The following is a 26,056-nucleotide window of genomic DNA, read 5'->3' as shown; positions in this document are numbered from 1 at the left end:
TGAAGTCTGCGTTGCTACGTAAAATCTGCCAGCGCTTGGTGGTTAATCAGCAGAGCTGAAATTTGCGTAGGAGCGCGATTTTCGTACCGGTTCTGACTTTCAAACGTGCTCTAAAACGTTTTCACACAGCCTAGATCCTTAGCGGACCTTGAAAAGTAGCCAGTCGACTTAATATTATGCAATGTTTAAATCAGATAGGATGACGAGCGATTGAATCTGTGGATCTCACGGAGTAAGCCATAGGAGTAGCGCCATGAAGAGCCCAGTGGCTGCCGCGGTGGTTCATCTAGATGGAAAAGTACTCATCACACGTAGGGCTCCAGGCGAGAAGCTGGCGGGTATGTGGGAGTTTCCAGGCGGCAAGCTCGAACACCTTGAAACTCCAGAGGATTGCATCACTCGCGAGTTACGTGAGGAGCTAGGTGTCGAGTCAAATGCCGGCGAGATCCTCACCACCACTGTGTACACCTACCCCGGCGGTACCATCGAACTGATTGCCATCATGGTCAGCTTGCAGTCCACGCAGTTCACCTTGCAGGTTCATGACCAGTTTGAGTGGGTGGTGCCTCAAGACCTTCTGCGATACGACCTTGCTCCTGCCGACATCCCGATTGCCGAGGAGATCGTCCGAAAGTATGGATAACTTCATTTCCCCAAGCCATGGTTCGAACCTTAACAATGACGAACTGACTACCTTGTTTCTGTGTAGTACTCAGGGTGGAATGCGCCGCTCGAATAGGACCAACACCCTGGTTATCGTTTCGAATCATGTCGCGACAATTTATGACGACCGCTGGGTTGATGACGTGCTGCACTACACTGGCATGGGCCAGGTTGGTAACCAGTCGCTTGAGTTCAAACAAAACAGGACGCTAAATGAGTCACCCACCAATGGGGTGGCCGTGCACCTGTTCGAAGTCTTTACCGAAAAAACCTATACCTACATTGGTGAGGTGGAGCTGGCCGATGCTCCATATCAAGAGAAGCAGTACGATGTAGAAAATCAGGAGCGTTTCGTTTGGATTTTCCCGCTGCGCCTTAAATCAGGTGATCAGCCGGCAATTTCAGATGCCACTCTCAAGAAGCTAAACCAGGTAAAAGAAAAGCAAGCTCGCAAACTAAGTGACGCCCAGGTAGAGGAGCTTGCTCGGCGACAAGGGCGGACCAAAGTCGGTAGACGCAGTACCAACGTTACACAGCATCAGCGCTCATTCTGGGTGGCGGAATATGCCAAACGCAGGGCTAAGGGCCGATGCAACCTTTGCCAAGAGACTGCACCCTTTAACAAGAAAAACGGGGCACCTTATCTGGAGACTCACCACATCGAATGGCTTGTGAATGGCGGGGCAGATACGGTGGAAAACACTGTCGCACTGTGCCCCAACTGTCACAGGAAAATGCATGTACTAAACGACCTGGCAGATAGAGAACTGTTGCTCGCGAGACCAAGAACACACTGATACTGGAGCGACCAATCGCGAACGACCGGGACTGGCCGAGGATTGTCGGTCACGACCGTCCGCCTTTGGCTGATAGCAGCCTATCGAGAATTTCTCTCTGATGCGGGAAAGGTTTAGGGCAAAATTAGGGCAGATTCAGGGCCGCGAAGGGGTTCGAATCCCTATTCACATATCGAGCGAGTGGGAGGTATCGAATTGAAATTCTATGCGGCAAAAAGGGCAAATCGTACGCCAACCAATGCCATTTAATGCCAAATGAACAATAACCTCTGTCAAGAAAGCCCTACAGCCCCTTATTTGCGGGGCTGTAGGGCTTTTTTTTTCTTTAGTACTCCAACACGATCGGCGTGTAGCTATGATCAGCTATTTTGGAGCCTTATCTCTATTTTCGATGCCCTTCAGTTTGTTAGCTGGAAGCGAGTCAAAAATCTCGTCGGCTTCGTTTGGGTCGGTTACGCAATTTTGTACGATTAGATTCACTAGGCGGAATAAACCTAGCGCGAGCTCAGGAGTATCATTTAAATCCATCGTGCCGGGATGTACTGATTCATTACCAATCACCCGTACCGAATCCAAGGCCTTCTGCACCTTTACCGGTAACCCTTTCTTCACGAGCTCTCCGATTTGAGTGTTGATGTCACCTTCTTTTTCTAGCAGATGGTTGCATAACTTTTGTACACACAATCGAAGTAAGGCCGCGGCGGCGCGGGGGGATTGGGCACAGATCAGACGCGCCTCTTCGAAGTCGGATTGAATGTGCTCGGGTAGATCGGGGTGCTGATGCGGAGCCTGCGTCGCGACGGGATAGAGCAATGCTCCATGGTTTACGAAGCCTAACCCGTTTTGCCTGATGGTTTTGCGCCAAATCGATTTTGCATTGCAACTCGCGCACTCTGCTGTATAAATTTCGTTATTTAACCGTAGCCAGCTCATCTGAGCAAAAGCACCGCAGCTTGAAAGCGGACAATGGAAGCGCTCTGCTTCAAAAACAGGTGGGCTATAATCTCTAGACATCATTAGTCCTCTAGCCAAAGTAATCCCAGGTCAGCATCATCACTAGGTTTAGGGAGATTTTAAAGTGCCATTGTCGGTGTTATCTGGATGGGAGCGACAGTCACTGGCGAAAAGATTTGCTGATGGCAGCTGGCAATGTGCGGCCGGTGGTACGAAAGAGGTACGCTGCAAAAACAGATTCTCTGAAAGCCTTTATTTATAAGGCCCTCAGGATTAGACGTTCCAATCCGTCATTGGGCCAGCTTCACTCAGCTTGTTACAGGTCCCGCTCAGCAGGACGACTTAGGGGTCTAGAACTGGAGACGGGGGAATCACTCAGGTGTCATGAGCACCGCGAGTGTCATCTTGATGAACTCCTCATTGCGGTCGATTGTGTCCAGAGCCCCGCGGACGTTGTCGGCGACCTCGGCTGATCCGCGTTGTTCCACCCAGTTCGAAAGCTCCATGATGGCAGCCTCAAGGGCGAGCTGGTTTTCGTTGATCTTGAATAGCAGGGAAGGCAGCAGGTCTGAGTTTGGCATCGTGAATCCTCCGTGGATTTTTCAGCGTAGCAGCAGGGTTTTCTTGGATGGTGGTCAAGGGTGTTGGCAAGGATGCCGAAAGGCGGGAAAAACAGGAAAGTTTTGTAACGGCACCCGAAAAGTTTTGTAACGCTTCGGGTGTGGTCGGATTTTTGCCAAACCCCAGAAACGACAAAGCCCTGAAAAATCAGGGCTTTGTCGTATAAAGATGGCGGAGGCGATGGGATTCGAACTCATGGACCTGTTACAGTCGACGGTTTTCAAGACCGTTGCCTTAAACCACTCGGCCACACCTCCGTTTGCGTTGCGGGCGCCATAATACCTGAATGAAACACACTGTCAAACTCTCTACGTAGCTTGTTACAGCACGTCTGTTATGATCTTTGCGACTGAACGTTTCAAACCAACAGGAGTGTCGCCATGCGCGAACAGGATTACGCAGTTAATAACAGCGTGCAGGCTGAGCAGCTAGAGGTTAGCCGCGTCCTGCGCAACACTTACGGCTTACTCGCCCTCACGCTCGCATTCAGCGGCGTGATGGCGTATGTCGCCCAGCAGATGCGGGTCGGCTACCCGAACATTTTCGTGGTGCTGATCGGTTTCTACGGCCTTTTCTTCCTGACCAACAAGCTCCGTGATTCCGCCTGGGGCCTGGTGTCGGCATTTGCCCTGACCGGTTTCATGGGTTTCCTGCTCGGCCCGATCCTCAACCGTTACCTGGGCATGCAGGGCGGGGCGGAAGTCGTGAGCTCGGCCTTCGCGATGACCGCGCTGGTGTTCGGCGGCCTGTCGGCCTATGTACTGATCTCCCGCAAGGACATGAGTTTCCTCAGTGGCTTCATCACTGCGGGTTTCTTCGTGTTGCTGGGTGCGGTGGTTGCCAGCTTCTTCTTCCAGATCAGCGGCCTGCAACTGGCGATCAGCGCAGGTTTCGTGCTGTTCTCCTCGGTCTGCATTCTGTTCCAGACCAGCGCCATCATCCACGGCGGCGAGCGTAACTACATCATGGCGACCATCAGCCTGTATGTATCGATCTACAACCTGTTCGTCAGCTTGTTGCAGATCTTCGGCATCATGAGCCGCGATGATTGATCGCTGGCGTTGAGTAAAAAAACCCGCTTCGGCGGGTTTTTTTTATTGGGTTTTATAGAGTGATGCGGGGGCCAGGGCGAAAGCTTGTACTGAGGAACGGTTAATGTAGAGGCAGAAGATTGCAGCCTGTGGCAGAGGGGATTGCGTACGGTCGAAATGGATGGGTTGGCTGTCGGGACGCCTTCGCTGGCAAGCCAGCTCCTACAGTTGGATTGCGTGCGGATTAGAAAGCCAGGTCGGCCAGTAGGCCGCCTCGCTTTTGCTTTTGCTTTGGCGGTGCACGCCCCCTCGAGGGCATGCCGAGCACTAGCGAGGCACCGAACGACAGGGACAAGAGCGCTTGGTTACTTGGGGTCGGGCGGCGTTCCGTTTTTCCAAGTGACCCGCTGTAAGAGCGGAACCCTAGGTGGCCGTTACCGCAGCAATGGATATGTACACGATCAAAAACCCTGCCAAATCTCAGAACGCCATCGGCGGCAACCGCCGCTTGACCGGGGTCTTCTTGACGATCGCGGTGTTGGTTTCGGCGTGGGTATTGAGGCGGTCGAGGAGGGTGTCCAGTTGTTCCATCGAGCGCACATGCAGGCGGGCGATGAAGCAGTCGTCGCCAGTGACTTTGTCGCACTCGGTGAACTCGGTGATCGCCTGGATCTGCCGCTCCACCTCCTGCAACTGCCCCGGCAGCGGGCGGATACGGACGATCGCCTGCAACTGATAACCAAAGCACCGTGGATCGATCTCGACGGTATAGCCCTTGAGCACCCCCCGTTCCTCAAGACGGCGCAAGCGCTCGGCAACACTGGGCGAGGACAGCCCGCTGATATTGGCCAGAGCCTTGAGTGAGCGCCGCGAATCCTCCATCAAGGCCGTAATCAGCACCTGGTCGATGTCGTCGGTCATGGCGAAATCCTCGATTAGGCAATTAATCGGAACCGCCTTGATAAAAAAGGCAGATACCGAGTTTAGCCTGATTTTTGCGCTGGAGAAGCCCCCCGGCGGATTGGCATACTTTGGGCTCAAACACAGGAGTCTGATGATGGACAAGTCAATTCGTCACGGGTCATTCGAGATGACCGCCGCCATGCTGATTTCCGGGACCATCGGCTGGTTCGTGCTGGTTTCCGGGCAGCCGGTGCTGGACGTGGTGTTCTGGCGCTGCCTGTTCGGCGCCGGCACCTTGCTGCTGATTTGCGCGGCATTCGGCTTCCTGCGCCCCGGCATCCTGACCCGCACCACCTTCCTGCTGGCCGTGCTCAGCGGCGTGGCGATTGTCGGCAACTGGGTATTGCTGTTCGCGTCTTACTCCCGCGCCTCGATCGCCATCGGTACTGCGGTGTACAACGTTCAGCCGTTCATGCTGGTGGGGTTGGCTGCGCTATTTCTCAATGAGAAAATCACCCTGCAGAAACTGTTCTGGCTGGGCATCTCGTTTTTGGGGATGCTGGCGATCGTCAGCGCCCACGGCGACCAGGGTGGAAGCGGCAATGATTACCTGGTTGGCATCGCCCTGGCGCTGGGCGCTGCGTTCCTTTATGCGATTGCCGCGCTGATCATCAAGCGCCTGACCGGTACACCGCCGCATCTGATCGCGCTGGTCCAGGTCAGCACCGGCGTGCTGCTGCTCGCGCCGTTCGCGCACTTCTCGGCGCTGCCGCAAGCACCGAGCGCCTGGGCCAGCCTGGTGACCCTGGGCATCGTCCACACCGGCGTGATGTATGTACTGCTGTACGGCGCCATTCAAAAACTGCCGACGGCACTGACCGGTGCGCTGTCGTTCATCTACCCGATTGCGGCGATCTTCGTCGACTGGTTTGCCTTCGGCCATCGCCTGGAGCCCCTGCAATGGCTGGGTGTCGCCGCGATTCTGCTGGCGGCTGCCGGCATGCAGCAGGGCTGGACCCTGAAATGGCGGTGCACGGTCACGCCATGAACCGGCGTCAGATGTTCCAGCGCGGTGCGGTCTTGGCCAGGCGCTGGCGCATCTGGCCGATGTTGGCGGCCAGTTGGCGGTTCAGCAACCGGTAGCCGTCCAGCGAGGTATAGACCGGGGCATCCAGGCTGGCATCGGTCGGCAGTTCGGCGGGCCGGCTGAGGCGCTGGGTAGCACCGGATTTCAACGCCCGGGCCATGCCGATCAACTGCACCCGAACCAGCCGATGCTCGGCTTTGAGCGTCGCTTGCAGATTGGCCATGGCCACGGGGTCGTTGGCATCCGGCCGGGTGTTGCCGAGGATCTCCAGGGTGCTGATGCACAGGCGCAGATGGCGCTGGATGGCATCGAGTTCGGTCATGGAAATCTTCACTTCCTTGGACACCGACGGCATCAGCGAGCGCAGTTGCACCATCACCGTGTTCAAGCGGCCCATAACCTTGTGGTATTCGTCATCGCTGACCGACTGGCCATTGATGATGCGTGCGTGGATCGCCGCGCAGTCGCGCAAGGCGTCGGCCAGGTTGTAGCGCCAGGAGTAAACCGCGTACAGCGGCAGGGCGAAGGAAAACGCCAGAGCCAGGGCAATGCCGATCAGGATATCGACCCCGCGCCACAACCCGTCGGTGACCGGATTGTCGCCGTGGCCGGCGACGATGAACACGGTGATCGCCGACAGCAGCGCGGTGTAGCCGCCCTTGCCGATGGCGTGGTACGAGAAAAACCCGCACACCACGGCCATCTCGAAATAGGTCAGCCATGGCATTCCGAGCCAGGCCTCTTGCGCCACCAGCGCCAGACCGACAGCGGCGCCGATCAAGGTACCGATGGCGCGCTCGGCGGCCTTTTTGCCGATGTTGCCGTGATGCTGCAAGCCGCCGATCACCACCAGCATCGTCACCGACGCCCACTCACCATGGGGCAGGTTGATGCCGGTGGTCAGCAGGATCGTGGCCAGCAACCCAAGCGATACGCGCACCGCGTGGATCAGTCTGGCGTGGCGATAGCGCCGGTACGGGTCCAGTAACGGACGCAGCATCCGGCGCAGCAGCAGTGGCAGTCGGTTGGCTCTGAATGTGCTCAGGCTTGATCTCCTCAGAAGATGTAATCGGTGGTCAGGAAACTCGAGCTGCGTCCGCTGATGATGTCGCTGATGAGTTCCTTGTTGGTTTCCTGGAACTTGGTCGCCACCAGCGTGCGAATCGAAAACACTCGCAACGCATCATGTACCGACAGCGTGCCTTCGGCGGAGTTCTTGCGGCCGTTGAACGGGTAGGTGTCCGGGCCGCGCTGGCACTGGGCGTTGAGGTTGATCCGCCCGACCTGGTTGGCGAAGGTGTCCACCAGCCGGCCGACCGCCACCGGGTTGGTGCCGAAGATGCTCAACTGCTGGCCGAAGTCCGATTCCAGGACGTAGTCGATCACGGTGTCCAGATGCCGGTAAGGCACGATCGGCACTACCGGGCCGAACTGTTCTTCCTGATAGACACGCATCTGCGGCGTCACCGGGTACAGCACGGCAGGGTAGAAGAACGACGCGCGGGCTTCACCGCCATTGGGGTTGACCACGGCGGCGCCTTTGCTCACCGCATCGGCCACCAGCGAGTGCAGGTAATCGACCTTGCTCGCCTCGGGCAATGGTGTCAGCGCGACACCGCTGTCCCATGGCATGCCGGGTTTGAGCGTGGCGAGTTTGGCGTTGAATTTATCAATGAAGGCCTCGACCACGTCTTCATGGACGAAGAGGATTTTCAGCGCGGTGCAACGCTGGCCATTGAAGGATAGGGAGCCGGTGACGGCTTCATTCACGGCGTTGTCCAGATCTACCTCGGGCAAGACGATGCCGGGATTCTTCGCATCCAGACCCAGCGCCGCGCGCAGACGGTGCGGTCTTGGGTGCAGTTTTTTCAGGTCGCTGGCGGCCTTGTTGGTGCCGATGAACGCAAAGATGTCGATCTTGCCGCTGGCCATCAGCGCGCTGACTGTCTCGCGGCCGCTGCCGTAGATCACGTTGATCACCCCGGCCGGGAAGCTGTCGCGAAAGGCTTCCAGCAGTGGACGGATCAGCAGCACACCGAGTTTGGCCGGCTTGAACACCACGGTGTTGCCCATGATCAGGGCCGGAATCAGCGTGGTGAAGGTTTCGTTCAACGGGTAGTTGTAAGGCCCCATGCACAACGCCACGCCCAGGGGCACGCGGCGGATCTGGCCGAGGGTGTCCTGTTCCAGTTCGAAGCGGCTGGAGCGGCGGTCGAGTTCCTTCAGGGCGTTGATGGTGTCGACGATGTAGTCGCAGGTGCGGTCGAACTCTTTTTCCGAGTCCTTGAGGTTCTTGCCGATCTCCCACATCAGCAATTTGACCACCGCTTCTCGCTGTTCGCGCATGCGACCGAGGAAGGTTTCGACGTGCTGGATGCGTTCGGCCACGCGCATGGTCGGCCACAAGCCCTGGCCCCGGTCATAGGCGCGGACGGCGGCGTCGAGGGCCATCAATGCGGTGTCGGCGTCGAGCAATGGCGTGCTGCCGAGGATGACTTGTTCGTCGCCGTTCGCACCGGCCAGGTACACCGGGCTGCGGACTTGGGCCAGAGGGCCTGGCCAGGTTATCAGCTCACCGTCGACCAGGTATTCACGCTGCTCGATCTGGCCGTCGAGGCGGTATTTTTCCGGGATGTCGCCGGCAGAGGGAAACAGGTTGCCAAGGATCTGTGCTGTGGTCATGTCGCTACCCCGTCTGGATTGGGTGATGCGGATCAGGTCTGTTATCGCCATGCACCGGGATCAGGTCAAGGCTTGATCACGATGCGGCTGTCGAAAAGTGGTGGTCAGGCCATAAACTCAGGCGCGCAGTGGTTTGATCCCTTTGCAGGCTGCGCGCTTGATCAGTATGGCTGAATCGTTTTAGCAGATCGCTGCACGGATTGTCATGTCCCACAGCATGCTAGCTGTCTTGATTGTTTAAAGTTCCTGTCCAGCGCATCGGGTCTGTGATCTTTTGCCCTGAGAACACACAACGGCCAACGCTGCGGGTAAACTTCGCGTTCTTTCCAAAGGAGTTCATATGAGTCACTACCAGCCGGGCATTCTCGCCACCCCCGTTCCACCTCAAGCCCGTCATATGTTCTTTGCACTGGAGTCCGCCGCTGCACTCCCGGCCGCGCTCGACAACTTGATGCAACTGGTGGACGGGCAGTCGGCAGTAGTCGGTTTCGGTGAATCCCTGGTCAAGGCGCTTCATGGCCAGATCGAAGGCCTGCGTCCCTTTCCGGCGCTGACCGGTGTCGGCGTCGACAATCCATCGACCCAACACGCGCTGTGGTGCTGGTTGCACGGCGTCGACCGTGGCGAATTGCTCAATCGCAGCAACGCCATCGAAGCGGCCCTGGCACCGGCCTTGCGCCTGGTGCAGATGAACGAAACCTTCCGCCACCTCACCGGGCATGACCTGACCGGTTATGAAGACGGCACCGAAAACCCCCACGACGAAGCCGCCGTGGCCGCCGCGCTGGTGGGCGAGGGCGCTGAAGGCCAGGTGGGTGGCAGCTTCGCCGCGATCCAGCAGTGGCAGCACGACCTCAAAGGCTTCCACGCGATGGCGCCCCATGAGAAGGACAACATCATGGGCCGGCGCTTGAGCGACAACGAAGAACTCGACGACGCGCCGATCTCCGCCCACGTCAAACGCACCGCCCAGGAAAGCTTCGCCCCGGAAGCGTTCGTGGTGCGCCGTTCGATGCCCTGGATCGAAGGCGACCGCGCCGGCCTGATGTTCCTCGCCTTCGGTTTCTCCCTCGATGCGTTCGAAGCCCAACTGCGGCGCATGAGCGGTCTGGAAGACGGCATCACCGATGGTCTGTACCGCATGAGCCGACCGATCACTGGCGGCTATTACTGGTGCCCGCCGCTCAAGGACGGTCATCTGGACCTGCGCGCATTGCGCATCCGCTGAACTGTAGGAGCCGGCTTGCTGGCGAAGGCGTCGTCAGGGGCGCTGCATGGCTCAAGGCCGTCTTCGCTGGCAAGCCAGCTCCTACAGGTGTCCGCCGCTCAAGGACGGTCGCCTGGACCTGCGCGCATTGCGCATCGGATAATTATCAAGGGGGGAATATGAACGTGGTGCGCTGGGGCATGATTGGGTGTGGGGATGTCACCGAACGCAAGAGCGGACCGGCCTTCTACAAGGCTCCCGGTTCGGCGCTGGTGGCGGTGATGGGGCGACGGCTGGAGGCGGTGACCGATTATGCCGCGCGTCACGGCATTGCCAGGACCTGCACCGACGTCGACGCGTTAATCGATGATCCCGAAGTCGACGCGGTGTACATCGCCACGCCGCCCGCCAGTCATCACGCCTACGGCTTGAAGGTGGCTGCCGCAGGTAAACATTGCTGCGTCGAAAAACCTATGTCGCTGAATGCCGGGCAAAGTCGGGAGATGCAACAGGTGTTTGCCGATGCCGGGTTGCACCTGTTCGTGTCGTATTATCGACGTTCGTTGCCGCGCTTCCAGCAAGTGCGGCAGTGGCTGGAAGCGGGACGGATCGGCGAGGTCCGGCACCTGACCTGGACCCTGACCAAGGCCCCGTCGGCAGAGGACCGCAGCGGCGCCGGCAACTGGCGTACCGATCCGGCGATCGCCGGCGGTGGCTATTTCGCAGACCTGGCCAGTCATGGCCTGGACCTGTTTCAGTACCTGCTCGGTGACATCGTCGACGTGGCCGGTTTCACCGCGCGCCAGGCCGGATTGTATGCCGCCGAAGATGCGGTTAGTGCCAGTTGGCGCTTTGCGTCCGGGGCGATGGGCATGGGCTGCTGGAACTTTGTCGCGGATCGCCGCGAGGATCGGGTCGAGGTGATCGGCAGTAAAGGGCGGATCAGCTTCTCCGTGTTCGATGAGCATCCGGTCCAGCTTGAAGCCGATGAACATCTCAGCCTGCACATTGAACATCACCAACATATCCAGTGGCATCATGTGATGGGCATGAACGCGCATATCCGGGGCGAAGCCCGGCATCCGGCGGTTGCCGAAGAGGCATTGAAAACCGACTGGGTGATGGACCGGATACTCAAGCGCGGTTGAACCAGTGGGAGCGAGCTTGCTCGCGAAAGCGTTGGCGCAGTCGGCAATGATGTTGACTGACTCGGCGCCTTCGCGAGCAAGCTCGCTCCCACAGGGACCGGTGGTGCGCATCTAACCTTATTCCCAATCAGTATTTCCCAGCCATCCGTTAGAACTTTAAGATCACGTCATAACTCGTTATGACAAGTGACCTTCATGACCGATAACGTTCTATCCCTGAGCAGCGTTCCGCTCCACACCCAACTACGGGATGTGCTGCGCGCCCGCATCCTCGACGGAAAATATCCGCAAGACAGCCAGATGCCCTCCGAAAGCGAGCTCGGTGCGCTGTTCAAGGTCAGCCGCATCACCGTGCGCCAGGCGCTGGGGGATCTGCAGAAGGAAGGGCTGATCTTCAAGATTCACGGCAAGGGCACCTTCGTCGCCAAGCCCAAGACTTTCCAGAACGTCAGCACCCTGCAAGGCCTGGCCGAGTCCATGAGCGGTCGCGGCTACGAGGTGATCAACCGCCTGCGCAGCTTCAAATTCATACCGGCCGACAAACTCGTCGCCGAGCGGTTGCAGGTCGCCGAAGGTGAGACCGTGGCCCAGATCAAACGGGTGCGGCTGATCAACCGCGAGCCGATCTCGCTCGAAATCACCTACCTGCCCAAGGCGATTGGCGAGCGACTGGAGAAGGCTGACCTGGTCACCCGTGACATTTTCCTGATTCTCGAGAACGACTGCGGCCTGGCCCTCGGTCACGCCGACCTGGCCATCGACGCCGTGCTCGCCGACAGCGACCTGACCCAGGCGCTGAACGTCGAGACCGGCTCGCCGATCATGCGCATCGAGCGTCTGACCCACGAGGCCAGCGGCCAGCCCCTGGACTTCGAACACCTTTACTACCGCGGCGATGCCTTCCAGTACCGCCTGCGGATCGACCGGCAAAAAGGGGATCAGGCATGACCCACAGCGCTAAAAACAGAAGTACGCTCGAGCAGGAATACGACATCGTCGTGATCGGCGGCGGCACGGCCGGGCCCATGGCAGCGATCAAGGCCAAGGAACGCAACCGCGAGCTGCGGGTACTGCTGATCGACAAGGCCAACGTGAAGCGCAGTGGCGCGATCAGCATGGGCATGGACGGCCTGAACAACGCGATCATTCCCGGTCACTCGACGCCGGAGCAGTACACCAAGGAAATCACCATCGCCAACGACGGCATCGTCAATCAGGCGGCGGTGTATGCCTATGCGACCCACAGCTTCGAGACCCTCTCGCAACTGGACCGTTGGGGCGTGAAATTCGAGAAGGACGAAACCGGCGATTACGCGGTGAAGAAGGTCCACCACATGGGCGCCTACGTGCTGCCGATGCCGGAAGGGCATGACATCAAGAAAGTCCTGTATCGCCAGTTGAAACGGGCACGGGTGAGCATCACCAATCGCGTCGTGTGCACGCGCTTGCTGACCGACGAAGAAGGCGCGGTCAACGGCCTGATGGGCTTCGATTGCCGCACCGCCGATTTCCACGTGATCAAGGCCAAGGCCGTGATCCTCGCGTGCGGTGCCGCTGGCCGTTTGGGCCTGCCGTCCTCAGGCTACCTGATGGGCACCTATGAAAACCCGACCAACGCCGGCGACGGCTACGCCATGGCTTATCACGCAGGTGCCGAACTTGCGAACCTGGAATGCTTCCAGATCAACCCGTTGATCAAGGATTACAACGGCCCGGCCTGTGCCTACGTCACCGGCCCATTGGGCGGCTACACCGCCAACAACAAGGGCGAACGCTTCATCGAGTGCGACTACTGGAGCGGGCAGATGATGTGGGAGTTCCACCAGGAACTGGAAAGCGGCAACGGTCCGGTGTTCCTCAAGCTCGATCACCTGGCCGAGGAAACCATCCAGAACATCGAGGAGATTCTGCACAGCAACGAACGCCCGAGTCGCGGCCAGTTCCACGCCAACCGCGGCACTGACTACCGCACGCAGATGGTCGAGATGCACATCTCGGAGATCGGTTTTTGCAGCGGTCACTCGGCGTCGGGGGTTTGGGTCAACGAGAAGGCCGAGACGTCGGTCAAGGGTTTGTATTCGGCAGGGGACATGGCGGCGGTGCCGCATAACTACATGCTCGGCGCGTTCACCTATGGCTGGTTTGCCGGCACCAACGCGGCGGATTTCGTCGCCGGGCGTGAGTTTTCAGCGGTCGATGCCCGGCAGATCGAAACGGAAAAGGCCCGGGTCTACGCGCCACTGGATCGTGAACACGGTCTGCCGCCGGCCCAGGTCGAGTACAAGCTGCGGCGTTTTGTGAACGACTACCTGCAGCCGCCGAAAGTGACCAGGAAGATGCAAATCGGGTTACAACGCTTCAGCGATATCCAGCGCGATCTCGATCAGATCAAGGCCCACAACGCCCACGAGCTGATGCGCGCCATGGAAGTCAGCATGATCCGCGACTGCGCCGAAATGGCCGCCCGCGCTTCGCTGTTTCGCGCCGAGAGTCGCTGGGGGCTTTACCACTATCGGGTCGATCACCCGCAACGCAACGACAGCGACTGGTTTTGCCATTGCCACCTGAAGAAGGATGAAAAGGGTGAGATGAGCAGTTTCAAGAAAGCCGTCGAGCCTTACATCATCCCGCTGGATGCCGAGGAAATGCAGGCCTATGACCGGCTGCGAGTCGGTGCCTTTGCTGCCTGAGCCCAAAAAGAGAGACCGCGAAATGGCCTATCAACCCCAGGAAATATTTTTTCGCTCAAACGCGCCGGTCACGGTCGATGAGGACCTGTGCATCGCCCATAAAGGCTGCACCGTGTGCGTGGATGTTTGCCCGATGGACCTGCTGGCGATTAACCCGGCCACGCAAAAGGCCTACATGGCCTTCGATGAATGCTGGTACTGCATGCCCTGTGAAAAGGACTGCCCGACCGGGGCGGTGAAAGTGGAAATACCCTATCTGTTGCGCTGAAACACCGACCTGTAGGAGCTGGCTTGTCGGATCGCCGCATCGCAGCGAAAGCGGTGTGTCAATCACAGAGATGCTGAATGTGCCGACGCCTTCGCCGGCAAGCCGGCTCCTACAGTAGATCGAAGCCAGTCGCAAACCCTGCCAACACCACGAAACCTGTGGGAGCGAGCTTGCTCGCGATGAGGCCGGCCCAGACAACAAAAAAGCTATCCGGCAACCACCGGACGCCTGTTTCACGACACCCCTCGTTTCCCACCGCGCCCTGATCGTGGCGGAGACGAACATCCTATAAATGATTCGAGGGGATTCACCATGCTCTTGCGTGCAGCATTTGCCGGTCTGGTACTGGCTTCATTCACCTTGTCGGCGCAAGCCGAAACCATCCGCATTGCCATCGGCACCCAGGACACCACCATCAACTGCGCCGCCGGCGGGCTGTTGATTCGCGAGTTGGGTCTGCTGGACAAATACCTGCCCCACGATGGCCCCTACAAGGACGCCAAATACGAAGTGCAGTGGAAGAACTTCACCAGCGGCGCGCCCCTGACCAACGAGATGGTTGCGGGCAAACTCGACTTCGGCGCCATGGCCGATTTCCCCGGTTCGTTCAACGGCGTGGCGTTCGAAACCGCGGGCAAGCACAGTCAGTTCATCAGTGTGTTGTCGGGTAGCATCAAGGGCAGCGGCAACGGCATCGTGGTACCGAGCGCCTCTGGCGTGCAGTCATTGGCCGAGCTCAAGGGCAAGACCATATCCGTGCCGTTTGCCTCTACCGCCCATGGCATGTTGCTGCGCGCCGTGGCCGCCCAGGGTTGGGATCCACTGAAAGACGTGAACATCATCGCCCAGCCGCCGGAGGTCGCAGGCTCGGCGTTGCAGGCCGGGAAGATCGACGCCCACGCCGACTTCGTGCCCTTCGCCGAACTGTTCCCGAGCCGTGGTTTTGCGCGCAAGATCTATGACGGTTCCCAGGCGAATGCCCCGACTTTCCATGGCGCGCTGGTCGACCAGGCGTACGCGAAAAAGTACCCGGAAATTGTCGTCGCCTACCTGCGCGCCAGTATCGAAGCCAACCAGTTATTGACGGCCGAGCCCGAGAAGTACAGTGAGTTGATCGCCAAGGTCACCGGGGTCGATGCCGAAGTCAATTACCTGTTCTACGGGCCGCTCGGGGTGCAGACCCGCGACCTGAGCTGGAAGCCGGAATACCGTCAGGCCGTCGGCACCGCCATCGATACCCTCAAGTTGCTGAAGAAGGCTGACCGCGGTCTCGACCTGAACACCTTCATCGACGATCAATACATTCGCGCCGCCTTCAAGGCCTCGAACCTGGATTACTCCGCGCAACTGGCCAACTACGAGCCGACGCCGCTCAAGGCGCAGGATGCGCTGAGCGGCAAGGCCATCACCGACTTCAGCCATGTGGCCGAGATCTGGGTGCGCGGCGAGGCGAAAGTCCGTCAATACGCCTCGGCGGAATCGGCATTCAGCGCGCTGGCGAGCCTGAAGCAGGAAGGCAAGAACATCCGCGCGGTGTATGCCCAGGCGAGTGACAGCGGGATCAAGTTGCTGGCGGACCAGGCGTGGTTTGCCAGTGACGCGCAAGGGCACCTGAGCGCGTTCCTGCTCAAAGGCCAGGCTCAGCAGTTCGCTACGGCCCAGGGCGGCAAGGTGCTGGACTTCACCGATGCCACCACCCAGGCCGTTGCCGTGCGCTGACCCTGAAGCCCTTTGTAGGAGCCCGCTTGCTCGCGAATGCGGTCTGACATTCAACAATGATGTTGGCTGGTCCGACGCCTTTGCCGGCAAGCCGGCTCCTACAAAGGAAGGAAGTCGTATGAAAATATCGAGTTCACCCACGATAACTGTGGGAGCGAGCTTGCTCGCGATGAGGGAGTGTCAATCGACATCATTGTTGCCTGACCCACCGCTATCGCGAGCAAGCTCGCTCCCACAGGGTTCAAGGTTGAGAGGAAGAATTGTGTACCGATCATATTTGCGTTGGGTCCCAAGAGCCGCCTCGCTACTGCTCTGCCTCCTGTTCTGGCAACTCGCCGCCAGTGGTCACTGGAACCTCGGCCTTGTCACCTTCGCCAACGTTCCGACGCCGCTGGCGGTGATCGAAGCCGCCCTCGGGCTCGGCGATTCCGGCAAGCTCGGCCAGCACCTGAGCAGCAGCCTCGGCCGGGTGTTTGCCGGTTACCTGTCGGCGCTGGTCATCGGTATCGCCCTGGGCCTGGCCATCGGTCGCTCGAAATGGGCCGAAGATTTCCTGCTGCCGCCTTTGGAAGTCCTGCGCCCGATTCCGGCGGTGGCCTGGATTCCGCTGGCAATCCTGATGTTCCCGTCATCCGAGCTGTCGATGGTCTTCATCACCTTCACCGGCGCGCTGTTCCCGATCCTGCTCAACACGGTGCACGGCGTCGAAGGCGTCGATCCACGGCTGATCGCCTCGGCGAAAAGCCTCGGGGCAGGGCGGCGGGCGATTCTGCTGGAAGTGATCCTGCCCGGCGCCGCACCGAGCATCATCACTGGCCTCGCCATTGGCATGGGCACTTCGTGGTTCTGCCTGGTGACCGCGGAAATGATCTCCGGCCAGTACGGCATCGGCTATTACACCTGGGAGTCCTACACCATCCAGAACTACGCCGACATCGTGGTCGGCATGTTGCTGATCGGCGTACTCGGGATGGGCAGCAGTCTGCTGATCAAACGGCTGGGCGGGTTGTTCACGCCCTGGCATCGACCACGAGGAAAAGCCTGATGAGCGCGATGCAAGCCCCTGAAGGGCGGATCGATATCCGCCAATTGTCCATTGTCCTTGGCGAACACAAACACGCCTTCGAAGCGGTGCAAGGCCTGGACTGTCAGATCGAACCGGGGCAGTTCGTGTGCATTCTCGGACCGTCCGGTTGCGGCAAATCGACCTTGCTCGGTGCATTGGCCGGGCATCTGCAAAGCTATGCCGGCACCCTGAACGTCGACGGCGCGCCAGTCTCTGGCCCGTCACCTCAGCGTGGCATGGTCTTCCAGCATCACACGCTGTTCCCGTGGCGCACGGTGCGCGACAACGTCGCCTTCGGCCTGAAAATGCGTGGCATCGGCAAAGCCGAACGGCACCGGGCCGCCGACGAAATCCTCGCGTTGGTCGGCCTTGAAGGTTTTGCCGAGCGCTGGCCCGATCAACTGTCCGGCGGCATGCAGCAGCGGGTGGAAATCGCCAGGGTGCTGATCAATCGACCACGGCTGTTGCTGATGGACGAGCCTTTCGGCGCCCTCGATGCCCTGACCCGGTTGAACATGCAGGAACTGTTGCTGGATATCTGGACGCGCATCCGCACCACGGTGGTTTTCGTCACCCATGACATCGACGAGGCGCTGTTCCTCGCCGATCGGTTGCTGGTGATGAGTTCGCGCCCGGGGCGGATCATCGAAGACCTGCGCCTGGATTTCCCCCGGCCACGCACCACCGAACTGGTGACGAGCCACGCGTTCTCCCGCTCGAAGCGTCATTGCCTCGAGTTGCTGCGTCACGAAGACGGTCGGCAGCTGCCGCGCCTGAACCCTCTCGGACTTCCCCCTGAAAATAAACTGCCGCGGTTTGCCCTATGACCTCTCTATTCGATGTAACCGATAACGACGACATTCTTGCCCTGCAACCGCGCCTTATCGATGAAGACCCCGGAGTGCGGCGGATTGCCCTGATCGAACTGGCCGATCTCGAGGAACCGGATGGCCTGCTGTGGCTGGTCAACCGGCTGGCTGAAGACCCGACCGAAGAGGTCCGCGCCGAAGCGGCACGGCTGCTGGAAGCCTGGGAGGACGAGCCCGTGGTCGAAGCACTGTGCCAGGCCCTGACCGACCCCGCTCAGGCGGTGCAGGCCGCTGCGGCGCAAAGCCTCAGCCTGCTCAAGAGCGAAGCGGCGGGCCGGGTGATTCTGCCGTGGACCGGGCACGCCGACATCAGTGTACGCATTGCCGCGTTCAGGGCCTTGCGCGAGTTGCGCTTTCCCGATGCTGCCCAAGCGGCTGTGGCGGCGCTGAATGATGCAGACGCCAGCGTTCGCCGCGAAGCCGTCGGCGTCCTCGGTTGGCTCAAGCAGCTCGATGCCTTGCCGGCGCTGGCCCGATCGGCCAGTGCCGATCCGGACACTGAAGTGCGCCGCGCCGCCACCGGGGCCTTGGGCCTGGCGTCCGACGCACAGGTGCTGCCAGCGCTTCGCCAGGCCTTGCAGGACCAGGCCTGGCAAGTGCGCGAAGAGGCTGCCACCACCCTGGGCAAGGTCGGGCACGTCGACGCCGGGCCGGCGCTGGTCGACGCCTTGGGCGACGATTACTGGCAAGTGCGCCTGCGCGCCACCCGCAGCCTCGGCCGCTTGCGCTACGTTCCGGCCCTCGACGCGCTGATCGAAACCCTCGGCCACCGCATCAGCAACCTGCGCAAGGAAGCCGCGCTGGCCCTCGGCGAGTTGCACGATAAAGGCGCCATCGCACCCTTGCAGGCGGCACAGGATGATGGCGATCCGGAAGTGCGCAAGGCCGCGCGCATAGCCTTGGGTCAGCTGCAATGAACCCGGTTGCGATTGGCAATTCCCGGAGCAAGCAGCAACTGCGGTTGAACTGGCCGGATGGTCGTGAACAGTTGCTGGATCATGCCGAGTTGCGACGTCAGTGCCCTTGCTCGCAGTGCCGGGCGTTTCGGTTGCAAGGCTTGACGGTGAAAGTCGATGAGCGCATCCGCGTGATCGAACTCAACCAGCAAGGCTACGGCCTGCAACTGATCTTCAGCGACGGCCACGAACGCGGGATCTACCCATGGCCCTATCTCTCAGGACTCACCTGAACCTGTAGGAGCTGGCTTGCCAGCGAAGGCGTCCTTGAGCCTTGTGATGATCTTTCGGCCGCCTTTGCTGGCAAGCCAGCTCCTACAGATGCTTGCCAGGAAAACACCAAAAGAGTACAAATGTACTCCATGACGACTCTAACCCCCCGCCGTACCGCCATCCTGACCTTTATCCGCGAGCGAATCGCCGAGCACGGTCAGTCCCCGAGTCTCGCTGAAATCAGCGAGGCGTTCGGTTTCGCCTCGCGCAGCGTGGCGCGCAAGCATGTGCTGGCGCTGACCGAAGCCGGTTTCATCGAGGTCAATGCGCATCAGGCCCGGGGCATTCGTTTGCTCGGGCAACCGGCGCGGCCCGAGCTGCTGGACATTGCGGTGCTCGGCCGGGTGGCGGCGGGGGCGCCGATCGGCGCGGATGCCGAGGTGCACAGCCGCTTGCTGCTCGACCCGTCGATGTTCTCCCGGGTGCCGGACTACATGCTGCGGGTCCGGGGCGACTCGATGATCGAGGACGGCATTCTCGACGGTGACCTGGTGGGTGTGCATCGCAATCCGGAGGCCGTCAACGGCCAGATCGTCGTGGCCCGACTGGACGGGGAAGTCACCATCAAGCGTTTCGAGCGGGTCGGCGATGCCGTTCGCCTGTTGCCGCGCAACCCGGCCTATCTCCCGATCATCGTTCGTGCCGATCAGGACCTGGCCATCGAAGGGGTGTTCTGCGGCCTGGTGAGGCAAGGGTGATGGGCGCCGTCGTTGCGTTGGATACGCTGTTCAATGGCGGCCAGGTCTGGCGCGGGCGAGCTGCGCCACCCGCCGCCAGCCCGCAACCCACCGGGCATGCCGCGCTGGATGCGGCCTTGCCCACGGGCGGCTGGCCGGAAGCGGCGTTGACTGAAATCCTCCTGGCCGGGCAGGGCGTCGGCGAGTTGCGACTGGTGTGGCCGGTGCTGGCGCGGTTGTCGGCGGCGGGTGAACGCATCGTGCTGGTGGCGCCGCCCTACGTGCCGTATCCCCAGGCGTGGCAGAACGCCGGGGTTGATCTGCGCCAGTTGTCGATCATCCAGGCCAGCGAGCGCGATGCGCTGTGGGCGGCGGAACAATGCTTGCGTTCGGGCAGTTGCGGTGCGGTGTTGTGCTGGCCGCACAAGGCCGATGACCGCGCCTTGCGCCGCTTGCAGGTGGCGGCGGAAACCGGCTCGACCCTGGCATTCGCCTACCGCTCGATCCATGAGGCCATCAACCCTTCACCCGCCGCCCTGCGCATCGCCATTGATGCCAAGCCTGCGCAATTGCGGGTGCTCAAGTGCCGGGGCGGGTTGGCGCGTTCGGCGCCGATTGCCTTCCCGGTGGGGCATTGAGGTTGCCATGCGCTGGGTGTGCATTCTCTTCCCGCAATTGGCGCTGGACGCGGTCCTGCGTCAGCGCGCCGATCCCGATGAACCGCTGGCGCTGCTGAGCGGCCCGGCCCAGCGTCGGGTGTTGCAGGCGGTCAACGCTTCGGCGCGGGCGCTGGGCTTGCGTCCGGGTCAATCGATGACGGCTGCCCAGGCCCTGAGCAAGGGCTTTGTCACAGCCGAATATGACGCTGCCGAGATCGAGCAATGGCAGCAGTTTCTCGCTGCCTGGGCCTATCGGTTCAGCTCCCAGGTCAGCGTGCATTACCCGCGGGCGGTGGTGTTTGAAATCGAATCCAGCCTGGGGTTGTTCGGGCCCTGGCCACACTTCGAAGCACGCTTGCGCGCCGAACTCGGCGAGCTGGGGTTTCGCCACCGCATCGTTGCCGCGCCCAACCCGGTGGCGGCGCGGGTATTGGCCAATGCCTATGACGGTCTGGTGGTGCCCGACGATCAAGCCTTGCAGGCTCACCTGGGGCAGTTGCCTATTGACCGCATCGGGTTGGAGGCGGGAGTCGCCACGGCGTTGTCGCGCATGGGGTTGCGCACCCTGAGCCAGGTGCAGGCGTTGCCCCGGCAGAGTCTGGCCCGGCGTTTCGAGGCCCAGGTGCTCAAGCACCTGGATGCCTTGCTGGGCACCCGTCGCCTGGCGCTGGCATTCTACTTGCCGCCGGACCGCTTCGATGTGCGCATCGAGCTCAATTTCGATGTGCAGTCCCATCAGGCCCTGCTGTTTCCGTTACGCCGCCTGACCTGTGATCTTGCTGCTTTCCTCTGTGGCCGGGACAGCGGCGTGCAGCGCTTTGACCTGCACCTGGAACACGCCGGGCTGCCGGACAGCGTGATCAAGGTCGGCCTGCTCAGCGCCGAGCGCGATCCGGCGATGCTCTTCGAACTGGCCCGGGGTCGGCTGGAACAGGTCCAGGTCGAGGCCCCGGTGCGCGGTTTTCGCTTGCGCGCCGAAGACTTGCCGGCCTTCGTTCCCCAGTACCAGGAACTGTTCGACGACCGCCCGCAGCAGTCCTTGCCCTGGGAGCAACTGCGCGAACGCCTGCGCGCGCGGCTCGGGGATGACGCGGTGCAGGGCTTGCGGTTCCAGGCCGATCACCGGCCGGAGTGCGCGTGGCAGGCCGGTGTCGACAACCAGCCCTGTGCAGGGGTGTCGGGCGTGCAGCGCCCGGGCTGGTTGCTGACCGAACCCTTGGCGGTCCACGAAGGTTCGACGCGCATTCTCATGGGACCGGAACGCATCGAGTCCGGCTGGTGGGACGGCGCCGACGTGCGCCGGGATTACTACCTGATCGAAACCCGCTCCGGCCAGCAGGGCTGGGCCTGGCGGGCGGTGGGTGAAGACGGCCCGTTGTGGCTGCAGGGCTGGTTCGCATGACCATCGACTATGCCGAGCTGCACTGCCTGTCGAACTTCAGTTTCCAGCGCGGTGCGTCCAGTGCCCTCGAGCTCTTCCAGCGGGCGAAAAAGCAGGGCTATCAAGCGTTGGCAATCACCGACGAGTGCACCCTGTCGGGCATTGTCCGCGCCTGGCAAGCAGCCAGCTCCGTGGAGCTGCCGCTGATCATCGGCAGTGAAATCCGCATCGAAAATGGCCCGAAACTGGTGCTGCTGGTAGAAAATCTCGAGGGCTACCAGGCCCTGTGCCGACTGATTACCCAGGCCCGGCGCCGCACGCAGAAAGGCCAGTATCAGGTGCTGCGCGAAGACTTCAGCGAGCCAATGCCGGGACTGTTGGTGTTGTGGGTACCGGACGCGGTCGATGATTTTGAAAACGGTCGCTGGCTGCAGCAGACCTTCGCCGAGCGGCTGTGGCTGGCGGTCCAGTTGCATCGCGGCCAGGACGATAGCCGCCGGCTGAACCAGCTCCTGGCGCTGGCCAGGGAGTTGCGCATCCCGGCGGTGGCCAGCGGCGATGTGCACATGCACGCGCGCGGGCGGCGCGCCTTGCAGGACACCATGACCGCGATCCGTCATCACCTGCCGGTGGCCGAGGCCGGGTTGCGCTTGCATCCCAATGGCGAGCGCCATCTGCGCAGCCTCGATGCCTTGGGTGATCTGTATCCGCAAGCATTGCTCGACGAAACGCTGAACATCGCCCGGCGCTGCACGTTCGACCTCGGCCAGTTGCGATATCAGTACCCTCGGGAGCTGGTGCCCGAGGGGCACACGGCCACCTCCTGGCTGCGGGTGCTGACGGAACAGGGCATAGCCTGGCGCTGGCCACAAGGCCAGGCCAAGGTGCTGGCGCAGATCGACAAGGAACTGCAGCTGATCGCCGAGCTGGGCTACGAAAGCTACTTCCTCACGGTTCACGACATTGTGCGTTTCGCCCGCGAGCAGAAGATTCTGTGTCAGGGCCGTGGCTCGGCCGCCAACTCGGCGGTGTGCTTTGCCCTGGGCATCACCGAAATCGATCCGGATCGCACCACGCTGTTGTTCGAGCGCTTTCTCTCCAGGGAGCGCAACGAGCCGCCGGACATCGACGTCGATTTCGAACACGAGCGGCGTGAAGAAGTCCTGCAGTACGTGTTCCGGCGTTATGGCCGAACCCGCGCGGCGCTGACCGCGGTGGTCAGCACCTATCACTCGGCCGGCGCAGTGCGCGACGTGGCCAAGGCCTTGGGGTTGCCGCCGGACCAGGTCAATGCCCTGGCCGATTGCTGCGGCCATTGGAACGACGAAACTCCCCCCGTGGAGCGCCTGCGTGAAGGCGGTTTCGACCCTGACAGCCCGGTGTTGCGCCGGGTGCTGAGTCTGACCGGGCAGTTGATCGGCTTCCCCCGGCACCTGTCCCAGCACCCCGGCGGTTTCGTGATTTCCGAGCAGCCCCTGGACAGCCTGGTGCCGGTGGAAAACGCCGCCATGGCCGATCGCACCATCATCCAGTGGGACAAGGACGACCTGGACGCGGTCGGGCTGCTCAAGGTCGATATTCTGGCCCTGGGCATGCTCAGCGCGATTCGCCGCTGTTTTGATCTTTTGCGTCGGCACCGCAACCTGGACCTGAGCCTGGCGACGATCCCGGCCGAGGATTCGCAGACCTACGACATGATCGGCCATGCCGACACCGTCGGCGTGTTCCAGATCGAGTCCCGGGCACAGATGTCGATGCTGCCGAGGCTCAAGCCCCGGACCTTCTATGACCTGGTGATCGAGGTCGCAATCGTGCGGCCGGGGCCGATCCAGGGCGGCATGGTTCACCCGTATCTGCGGCGACGAAACAAGGAAGAGCCCGAGACCTATCCCTCCCCGGAACTGAAGGCGGTGCTCAAGCGCACCCTGGGCGTGCCATTGTTCCAGGAACAGGTGATGCAGATCGCCATCGTCGCCGCCGACTACAGCCCCGGCGAAGCCGATCAGTTGCGCCGTTCCATGGCTGCCTGGAAACGCCATGGCGGACTGGAGCCGCACAAGGATCGCCTGGCCGCCGGGATGAAGAAAAATGGCTACACGCCCGAGTTCGCCGCGCTGATCTTCGAGCAGATCAAGGGATTTGGCAGCTACGGTTTCCCCGAGTCCCACGCCGCCAGTTTTGCCTTGCTGACCTACGCCAGTTGCTGGTTGAAATGCCACGAACCGGCGGCCTTCGCCTGTGCGCTGATCAACAGCTGGCCCATGGGTTTCTACAGCCCGGACCAGATTCTGCAGGACGCGCGCCGGCACCATTTGCAGATTCGCCCGGTGGACGTGCGGGCCAGCGACTGGGACTGCAGTCTGGAGTCGATCAGCGGTGCGCAGCCGGCGATTCGCATGGGCTTGCGGATGATCAAGGGGTTTCGCGAGGACGATGCCCGGCGTATCGAAGCGGCACGTGCGAAGGGGATATTCATCGACGTTGCCGACCTCGGCGAACGGGCGCGACTCGATGCCCGTGCCCAGGAACAGCTGGCCGATGCCGGGGCGCTGCGCGGGCTGGCCGGCGACCGGCATCGGGCGCGCTGGGAGGTGGCGGGGGTGCAGAAACAGCTCGGCTTGTTTGCCGGGCTGCCGAGCCAGGAGGAAGACGCGGTGTCGTTGCCCAAACCGACCGTGGGCGAGGACCTGCTGGCCGATTACAACAGTGTCGGCACCACCCTCGGCCCGCATCCGCTGGCCTTGCTGCGCGGTGAATTGAAAGCCCGGCGTTGCCGCAGTTCGAAAGAGCTCATGGCGGTCGAACATGGCCGACCGGTCAGCGTGGCCGGACTGGTGACCGGCCGACAACGCCCGGGCACCGCCAGTGGCGTGACCTTCGTCACCCTGGAAGACGAGTTCGGCAACGTCAACGTAGTGGTCTGGCGCGACCTGGCCGACCGGCAGCGACAGGTGCTGGTCGGCTCGCAGTTGCTCAAGGTCGACGGGCGCTGGGAAAAGGAAGGCGAGGTGCGCCACCTGATTGCCGGACGCTTGAGCGACCTGAGCCCGTTGCTCGACGGCATCAGCGTGCGCAGCCGGGATTTCCGTTGAACCGCAGGGTTTCAGGTAACCGAATGACAAGTGTCGGGCATTCAGTTGCGTCGAGTCTGGTTCACGGTCCATTGCCTGTCGCAAAATCGGTGAGAAGCTGCCCGGTTGCAACAGAGCGTTCAATCATGGGCAAGTGGTTGCAACCTTCAAGGGTGACAGCACGCTTGACATGATCACTGGACAGGCCGTTCTGCAACGTCTCCAAGACAGAGATATCGACTACTTTATCCTCTCGGCAGCCGATGCCCAGTACGGGCATGGTGAGCTGTGTGAGCCGATGATCCAGTGCGAGCCTTTGGGAAGGTGGACGGATTTGAGCCCGGGTGGACTCGATAAACGTGCGCTGGGCCCGATTGATTGCAATCGCGCGTTCTACCTGCTGATCGGACATCTCGGGAGGATCGAGATAGACAAGTCGAGAGGCGCGTTCAACGCCGGCACGATCATCGTAAATAAATGGATTGTTACCTGCATTCAATGCTCGAACATAATCGTTTTCTACAAAGCTCAATCCCAGTGGACTGATCAGCACCAAACGAGCAATACGGTCTGGCTTCTCGGCAGCATGCACCCCGACAATGGCGCCTCCCATGGAATGGCCGACCAGGATGACGTCATGTAAGTCGAGCGCAAGCATAAACGCATTGAGCCGTGTCGCTTGTGCATCAATGTCGTAGCTTTCTCCTGCGATGCGCGTTGATTCGCCCCAACCAGGAAGGTCGGGAATGATCACGTGAAAGCGTGCGCTGAGGTCCTTGGCAATTTTGCGCCAGACATTCTTGTTTGAAGAAAACCCATGTACCAGTAATAAGGTAGGACCGTTCCTTTTTCCTTCGTAATAGGACCAGGTACTGTCGCCTGCCTGGATCGACTTGGTCAGCAGGGGGGAGTTTGTGTCCGGGTAAATTTCGGATTGGGTGGCTGCGTTCGCGTTGTTCAAGAAGGGAAGCGTGGCGGTGACGGTGACGGTGGCAACTGTCGCGGTGAGCAAATGGGCTAGTAGTCTGCTTCGGGTTTTAGGGAGCAGCGTTAATCTTTTTTGGGCGTCCATGTCATTGAAATCCTGGTTGCGGTTGTCGGTTTTTTAGTCGTGTCAGTGGCTTTGCCGCTGTGCTGTCAAGCAAGAAAGGTAATGTGATGGGGGATATGATGTGGCAGCAATACTGGCAATTGAAAAATGTACGACCCCAAGTTTCAGGTTAACAATTCGTTTGTTGCTCAATACGGGGGCGTTCGGGTTGCCGGCGCAAGCGAAGTGCAGGCGCGAGCAAAAGCTCGCTTTTGCAGAGTGAATCAGTGTTACCTCAGTGAAC

24 protein-coding genes and 1 tRNA gene are annotated in these 26,056 nt (G+C 60.7%); 18 read left to right on the top strand and 7 right to left on the bottom strand.

The features are described 5' to 3' along the window. The first annotated feature begins 253 nt into the window (after positions 1–253). Both J2W17_RS15835 and J2W17_RS15830 read left to right on the top strand, forming a co-directional pair. Positions 254–643 (top strand): (deoxy)nucleoside triphosphate pyrophosphohydrolase, encoded by a 390-nt coding sequence (locus J2W17_RS15835; RefSeq protein WP_307335616.1) that lies wholly within the window; start codon positions 254–256, stop codon positions 641–643. Continuing rightward, positions 636–1,460, top strand: coding sequence for an HNH endonuclease (locus J2W17_RS15830; RefSeq protein WP_307335614.1), 825 nt, complete (start codon positions 636–638; stop codon positions 1,458–1,460). The genes J2W17_RS15835 and J2W17_RS15830 overlap by 8 nt, the downstream gene beginning before the upstream one ends. A gap of 363 nt (positions 1,461–1,823) precedes the next feature. Here the strand turns inward: J2W17_RS15830 and J2W17_RS15825 are convergent, their stop codons facing one another. From J2W17_RS15825 to J2W17_RS15815, 3 genes are all read right to left on the bottom strand, one after another. Then, complete coding sequence (locus J2W17_RS15825; RefSeq protein WP_307335612.1) at positions 1,824–2,474, bottom strand: DUF4145 domain-containing protein; 651 nt, start codon at positions 2,472–2,474, stop codon at positions 1,824–1,826. A gap of 311 nt (positions 2,475–2,785) precedes the next feature. Further along, positions 2,786–2,995 (bottom strand): hypothetical protein, encoded by a 210-nt coding sequence (locus tag J2W17_RS15820; protein ID WP_307335610.1) that lies wholly within the window; start codon positions 2,993–2,995, stop codon positions 2,786–2,788. A 209-nt stretch (positions 2,996–3,204) separates the two neighbouring features. Beyond that, positions 3,205–3,292: transfer RNA gene (locus J2W17_RS15815), tRNA-Ser, on the bottom strand. Between the two features lie 123 nt (positions 3,293–3,415). Between J2W17_RS15815 and J2W17_RS15810 the strand changes: the two genes are divergently transcribed. Then, positions 3,416–4,087, top strand: coding sequence for a Bax inhibitor-1/YccA family protein (locus J2W17_RS15810; protein ID WP_150748592.1), 672 nt, complete (start codon positions 3,416–3,418; stop codon positions 4,085–4,087). Positions 4,088–4,546: 459 nt separating this feature from the next. On the opposite strand, the gene J2W17_RS15805 is transcribed toward J2W17_RS15810, so the two are convergent. Continuing rightward, entirely contained in the window at positions 4,547–4,987 is a 441-nt protein-coding gene (locus J2W17_RS15805; protein ID WP_307335584.1) for an Lrp/AsnC family transcriptional regulator, read from the bottom strand. 136 nt (positions 4,988–5,123) lie between these two features. On the opposite strand from J2W17_RS15805, the gene J2W17_RS15800 reads away from it, so the two are divergent. Then, positions 5,124–6,017: a DMT family transporter gene (locus tag J2W17_RS15800; RefSeq protein WP_307335581.1), complete on the top strand. Its 894-nt coding sequence runs from the start codon at positions 5,124–5,126 to the stop codon at positions 6,015–6,017. Between the two features lie 7 nt (positions 6,018–6,024). Here J2W17_RS15800 and J2W17_RS15795 read toward each other — a convergent pair whose 3' ends face one another. Together J2W17_RS15795 and J2W17_RS15790 are read right to left on the bottom strand one after the other, a co-directional pair. Next, a complete protein-coding gene (locus tag J2W17_RS15795; protein ID WP_307335578.1) occupies positions 6,025–7,056 on the bottom strand; it encodes an FUSC family protein in 1,032 nt (343 codons plus the stop codon). A 56-nt stretch (positions 7,057–7,112) separates the two neighbouring features. Next, the gene (locus tag J2W17_RS15790) at positions 7,113–8,738 is read right to left on the bottom strand and encodes an NADP-dependent glyceraldehyde-3-phosphate dehydrogenase (protein WP_307335575.1); all 1,626 of its coding nucleotides are present in this window, start codon (positions 8,736–8,738) and stop codon (positions 7,113–7,115) included. 340 nt (positions 8,739–9,078) lie between these two features. On the opposite strand from J2W17_RS15790, the gene J2W17_RS15785 reads away from it, so the two are divergent. From J2W17_RS15785 to J2W17_RS15720, 14 genes are all read left to right on the top strand, one after another. Further along, complete coding sequence (locus J2W17_RS15785) at positions 9,079–9,966, top strand: Dyp-type peroxidase (protein WP_307335572.1); 888 nt, start codon at positions 9,079–9,081, stop codon at positions 9,964–9,966. A 158-nt stretch (positions 9,967–10,124) separates the two neighbouring features. Continuing rightward, complete coding sequence (locus tag J2W17_RS15780; protein WP_307335569.1) at positions 10,125–11,093, top strand: Gfo/Idh/MocA family protein; 969 nt, start codon at positions 10,125–10,127, stop codon at positions 11,091–11,093. A 195-nt stretch (positions 11,094–11,288) separates the two neighbouring features. Then, positions 11,289–12,041 (top strand): GntR family transcriptional regulator, encoded by a 753-nt coding sequence (locus tag J2W17_RS15775; protein WP_307335565.1) that lies wholly within the window; start codon positions 11,289–11,291, stop codon positions 12,039–12,041. Next, positions 12,038–13,783 carry a fumarate reductase/succinate dehydrogenase flavoprotein subunit gene (locus tag J2W17_RS15770; protein WP_307335563.1) on the top strand — a complete coding sequence of 582 codons (1,746 nt, stop codon included), beginning with the start codon at positions 12,038–12,040 and terminating at the stop codon, positions 13,781–13,783. Before J2W17_RS15775 ends, J2W17_RS15770 begins: the two co-directional genes overlap by 4 nt. A 22-nt stretch (positions 13,784–13,805) precedes the next feature. Next, positions 13,806–14,051 carry a 4Fe-4S dicluster domain-containing protein gene (locus tag J2W17_RS15765; protein WP_007946457.1) on the top strand — a complete coding sequence of 82 codons (246 nt, stop codon included), beginning with the start codon at positions 13,806–13,808 and terminating at the stop codon, positions 14,049–14,051. Positions 14,052–14,363: 312 nt separating this feature from the next. Next, positions 14,364–15,770, top strand: coding sequence for an ABC transporter substrate-binding protein (locus J2W17_RS15760; protein ID WP_307335549.1), 1,407 nt, complete (start codon positions 14,364–14,366; stop codon positions 15,768–15,770). Positions 15,771–16,032: 262 nt separating this feature from the next. Then, positions 16,033–16,815 (top strand): ABC transporter permease, encoded by a 783-nt coding sequence (locus J2W17_RS15755; RefSeq protein ID WP_307335546.1) that lies wholly within the window; start codon positions 16,033–16,035, stop codon positions 16,813–16,815. After that, complete coding sequence (locus J2W17_RS15750) at positions 16,815–17,663, top strand: ABC transporter ATP-binding protein (RefSeq protein WP_307335543.1); 849 nt, start codon at positions 16,815–16,817, stop codon at positions 17,661–17,663. Before J2W17_RS15755 ends, J2W17_RS15750 begins: the two co-directional genes overlap by 1 nt. Then, positions 17,660–18,622 (top strand): HEAT repeat domain-containing protein, encoded by a 963-nt coding sequence (locus J2W17_RS15745; protein ID WP_307335541.1) that lies wholly within the window; start codon positions 17,660–17,662, stop codon positions 18,620–18,622. The genes J2W17_RS15750 and J2W17_RS15745 overlap by 4 nt, the downstream gene beginning before the upstream one ends. After that, positions 18,619–18,894 (top strand): DUF971 domain-containing protein, encoded by a 276-nt coding sequence (locus J2W17_RS15740; RefSeq protein WP_307335538.1) that lies wholly within the window; start codon positions 18,619–18,621, stop codon positions 18,892–18,894. The genes J2W17_RS15745 and J2W17_RS15740 overlap by 4 nt, the downstream gene beginning before the upstream one ends. 120 nt (positions 18,895–19,014) lie before the next feature. Then, positions 19,015–19,632, top strand: a complete 618-nt coding sequence (gene lexA, locus J2W17_RS15735; protein WP_307335535.1) for a transcriptional repressor LexA — start codon at positions 19,015–19,017, stop codon at positions 19,630–19,632. Continuing rightward, positions 19,632–20,249 (top strand): translesion DNA synthesis-associated protein ImuA, encoded by a 618-nt coding sequence (imuA, locus tag J2W17_RS15730; RefSeq protein ID WP_307335531.1) that lies wholly within the window; start codon positions 19,632–19,634, stop codon positions 20,247–20,249. Before lexA ends, imuA begins: the two co-directional genes overlap by 1 nt. 7 nt (positions 20,250–20,256) lie before the next feature. Next, positions 20,257–21,672: a Y-family DNA polymerase gene (locus J2W17_RS15725; protein WP_307335529.1), complete on the top strand. Its 1,416-nt coding sequence runs from the start codon at positions 20,257–20,259 to the stop codon at positions 21,670–21,672. Continuing rightward, positions 21,648–24,743 carry an error-prone DNA polymerase gene (locus J2W17_RS15720; protein WP_307335525.1) on the top strand — a complete coding sequence of 1,032 codons (3,096 nt, stop codon included), beginning with the start codon at positions 21,648–21,650 and terminating at the stop codon, positions 24,741–24,743. The genes J2W17_RS15725 and J2W17_RS15720 overlap by 25 nt, the downstream gene beginning before the upstream one ends. Positions 24,744–24,804: 61 nt before the next feature. Here J2W17_RS15720 and J2W17_RS15715 read toward each other — a convergent pair whose 3' ends face one another. Beyond that, entirely contained in the window at positions 24,805–25,794 is a 990-nt protein-coding gene (locus J2W17_RS15715; protein ID WP_307335522.1) for an alpha/beta fold hydrolase, read from the bottom strand. Positions 25,795–26,056: the final 262 nt, after the last annotated feature.

Origin of the sequence: Pseudomonas lini (assembly GCF_030812475.1) — a bacterium.
Taxonomy (GTDB): domain Bacteria; phylum Pseudomonadota; class Gammaproteobacteria; order Pseudomonadales; family Pseudomonadaceae; genus Aquipseudomonas; species Aquipseudomonas lini_A.
The sequence above is the reverse complement of the archived record's forward strand: the minus strand, read 5'-3'. Positions and strand labels throughout refer to the sequence as shown.

Bases quoted from the DNA above. Each gene is read 5' to 3' on its own strand.
- J2W17_RS15795 (WP_307335578.1), bottom strand. From the start codon at position 7,056: ATGCTGCGTCCGTTACTGGACCCGTACCGGCGCTATCGCCACGCCAGA.
- J2W17_RS15775 (WP_307335565.1), top strand. From the start codon at position 11,289: ATGACCGATAACGTTCTATCCCTGAGCAGCGTTCCGCTCCACACCCAA.
- J2W17_RS15800 (WP_307335581.1), top strand. From the start codon at position 5,124: ATGGACAAGTCAATTCGTCACGGGTCATTCGAGATGACCGCCGCCATG.
- J2W17_RS15810 (WP_150748592.1), top strand. From the start codon at position 3,416: ATGCGCGAACAGGATTACGCAGTTAATAACAGCGTGCAGGCTGAGCAG.
- J2W17_RS15740 (WP_307335538.1), top strand. From the start codon at position 18,619: ATGAACCCGGTTGCGATTGGCAATTCCCGGAGCAAGCAGCAACTGCGG.
- J2W17_RS15725 (WP_307335529.1), top strand. From the start codon at position 20,257: ATGCGCTGGGTGTGCATTCTCTTCCCGCAATTGGCGCTGGACGCGGTC.
- J2W17_RS15780 (WP_307335569.1), top strand. From the start codon at position 10,125: ATGAACGTGGTGCGCTGGGGCATGATTGGGTGTGGGGATGTCACCGAA.
- lexA (WP_307335535.1), top strand. From the start codon at position 19,015: ATGTACTCCATGACGACTCTAACCCCCCGCCGTACCGCCATCCTGACC.
- J2W17_RS15745 (WP_307335541.1), top strand. From the start codon at position 17,660: ATGACCTCTCTATTCGATGTAACCGATAACGACGACATTCTTGCCCTG.
- J2W17_RS15765 (WP_007946457.1), top strand. From the start codon at position 13,806: ATGGCCTATCAACCCCAGGAAATATTTTTTCGCTCAAACGCGCCGGTC.
- J2W17_RS15830 (WP_307335614.1), top strand. From the start codon at position 636: ATGGATAACTTCATTTCCCCAAGCCATGGTTCGAACCTTAACAATGAC.
- J2W17_RS15835 (WP_307335616.1), top strand. From the start codon at position 254: ATGAAGAGCCCAGTGGCTGCCGCGGTGGTTCATCTAGATGGAAAAGTA.
- J2W17_RS15770 (WP_307335563.1), top strand. From the start codon at position 12,038: ATGACCCACAGCGCTAAAAACAGAAGTACGCTCGAGCAGGAATACGAC.
- J2W17_RS15825 (WP_307335612.1), bottom strand. From the start codon at position 2,474: ATGTCTAGAGATTATAGCCCACCTGTTTTTGAAGCAGAGCGCTTCCAT.
- J2W17_RS15760 (WP_307335549.1), top strand. From the start codon at position 14,364: ATGCTCTTGCGTGCAGCATTTGCCGGTCTGGTACTGGCTTCATTCACC.
- J2W17_RS15715 (WP_307335522.1), bottom strand. From the start codon at position 25,794: ATGGACGCCCAAAAAAGATTAACGCTGCTCCCTAAAACCCGAAGCAGA.
- J2W17_RS15750 (WP_307335543.1), top strand. From the start codon at position 16,815: ATGAGCGCGATGCAAGCCCCTGAAGGGCGGATCGATATCCGCCAATTG.
- J2W17_RS15805 (WP_307335584.1), bottom strand. From the start codon at position 4,987: ATGACCGACGACATCGACCAGGTGCTGATTACGGCCTTGATGGAGGAT.
- J2W17_RS15785 (WP_307335572.1), top strand. From the start codon at position 9,079: ATGAGTCACTACCAGCCGGGCATTCTCGCCACCCCCGTTCCACCTCAA.
- J2W17_RS15790 (WP_307335575.1), bottom strand. From the start codon at position 8,738: ATGACCACAGCACAGATCCTTGGCAACCTGTTTCCCTCTGCCGGCGAC.
- J2W17_RS15820 (WP_307335610.1), bottom strand. From the start codon at position 2,995: ATGCCAAACTCAGACCTGCTGCCTTCCCTGCTATTCAAGATCAACGAA.
- imuA (WP_307335531.1), top strand. From the start codon at position 19,632: ATGGGCGCCGTCGTTGCGTTGGATACGCTGTTCAATGGCGGCCAGGTC.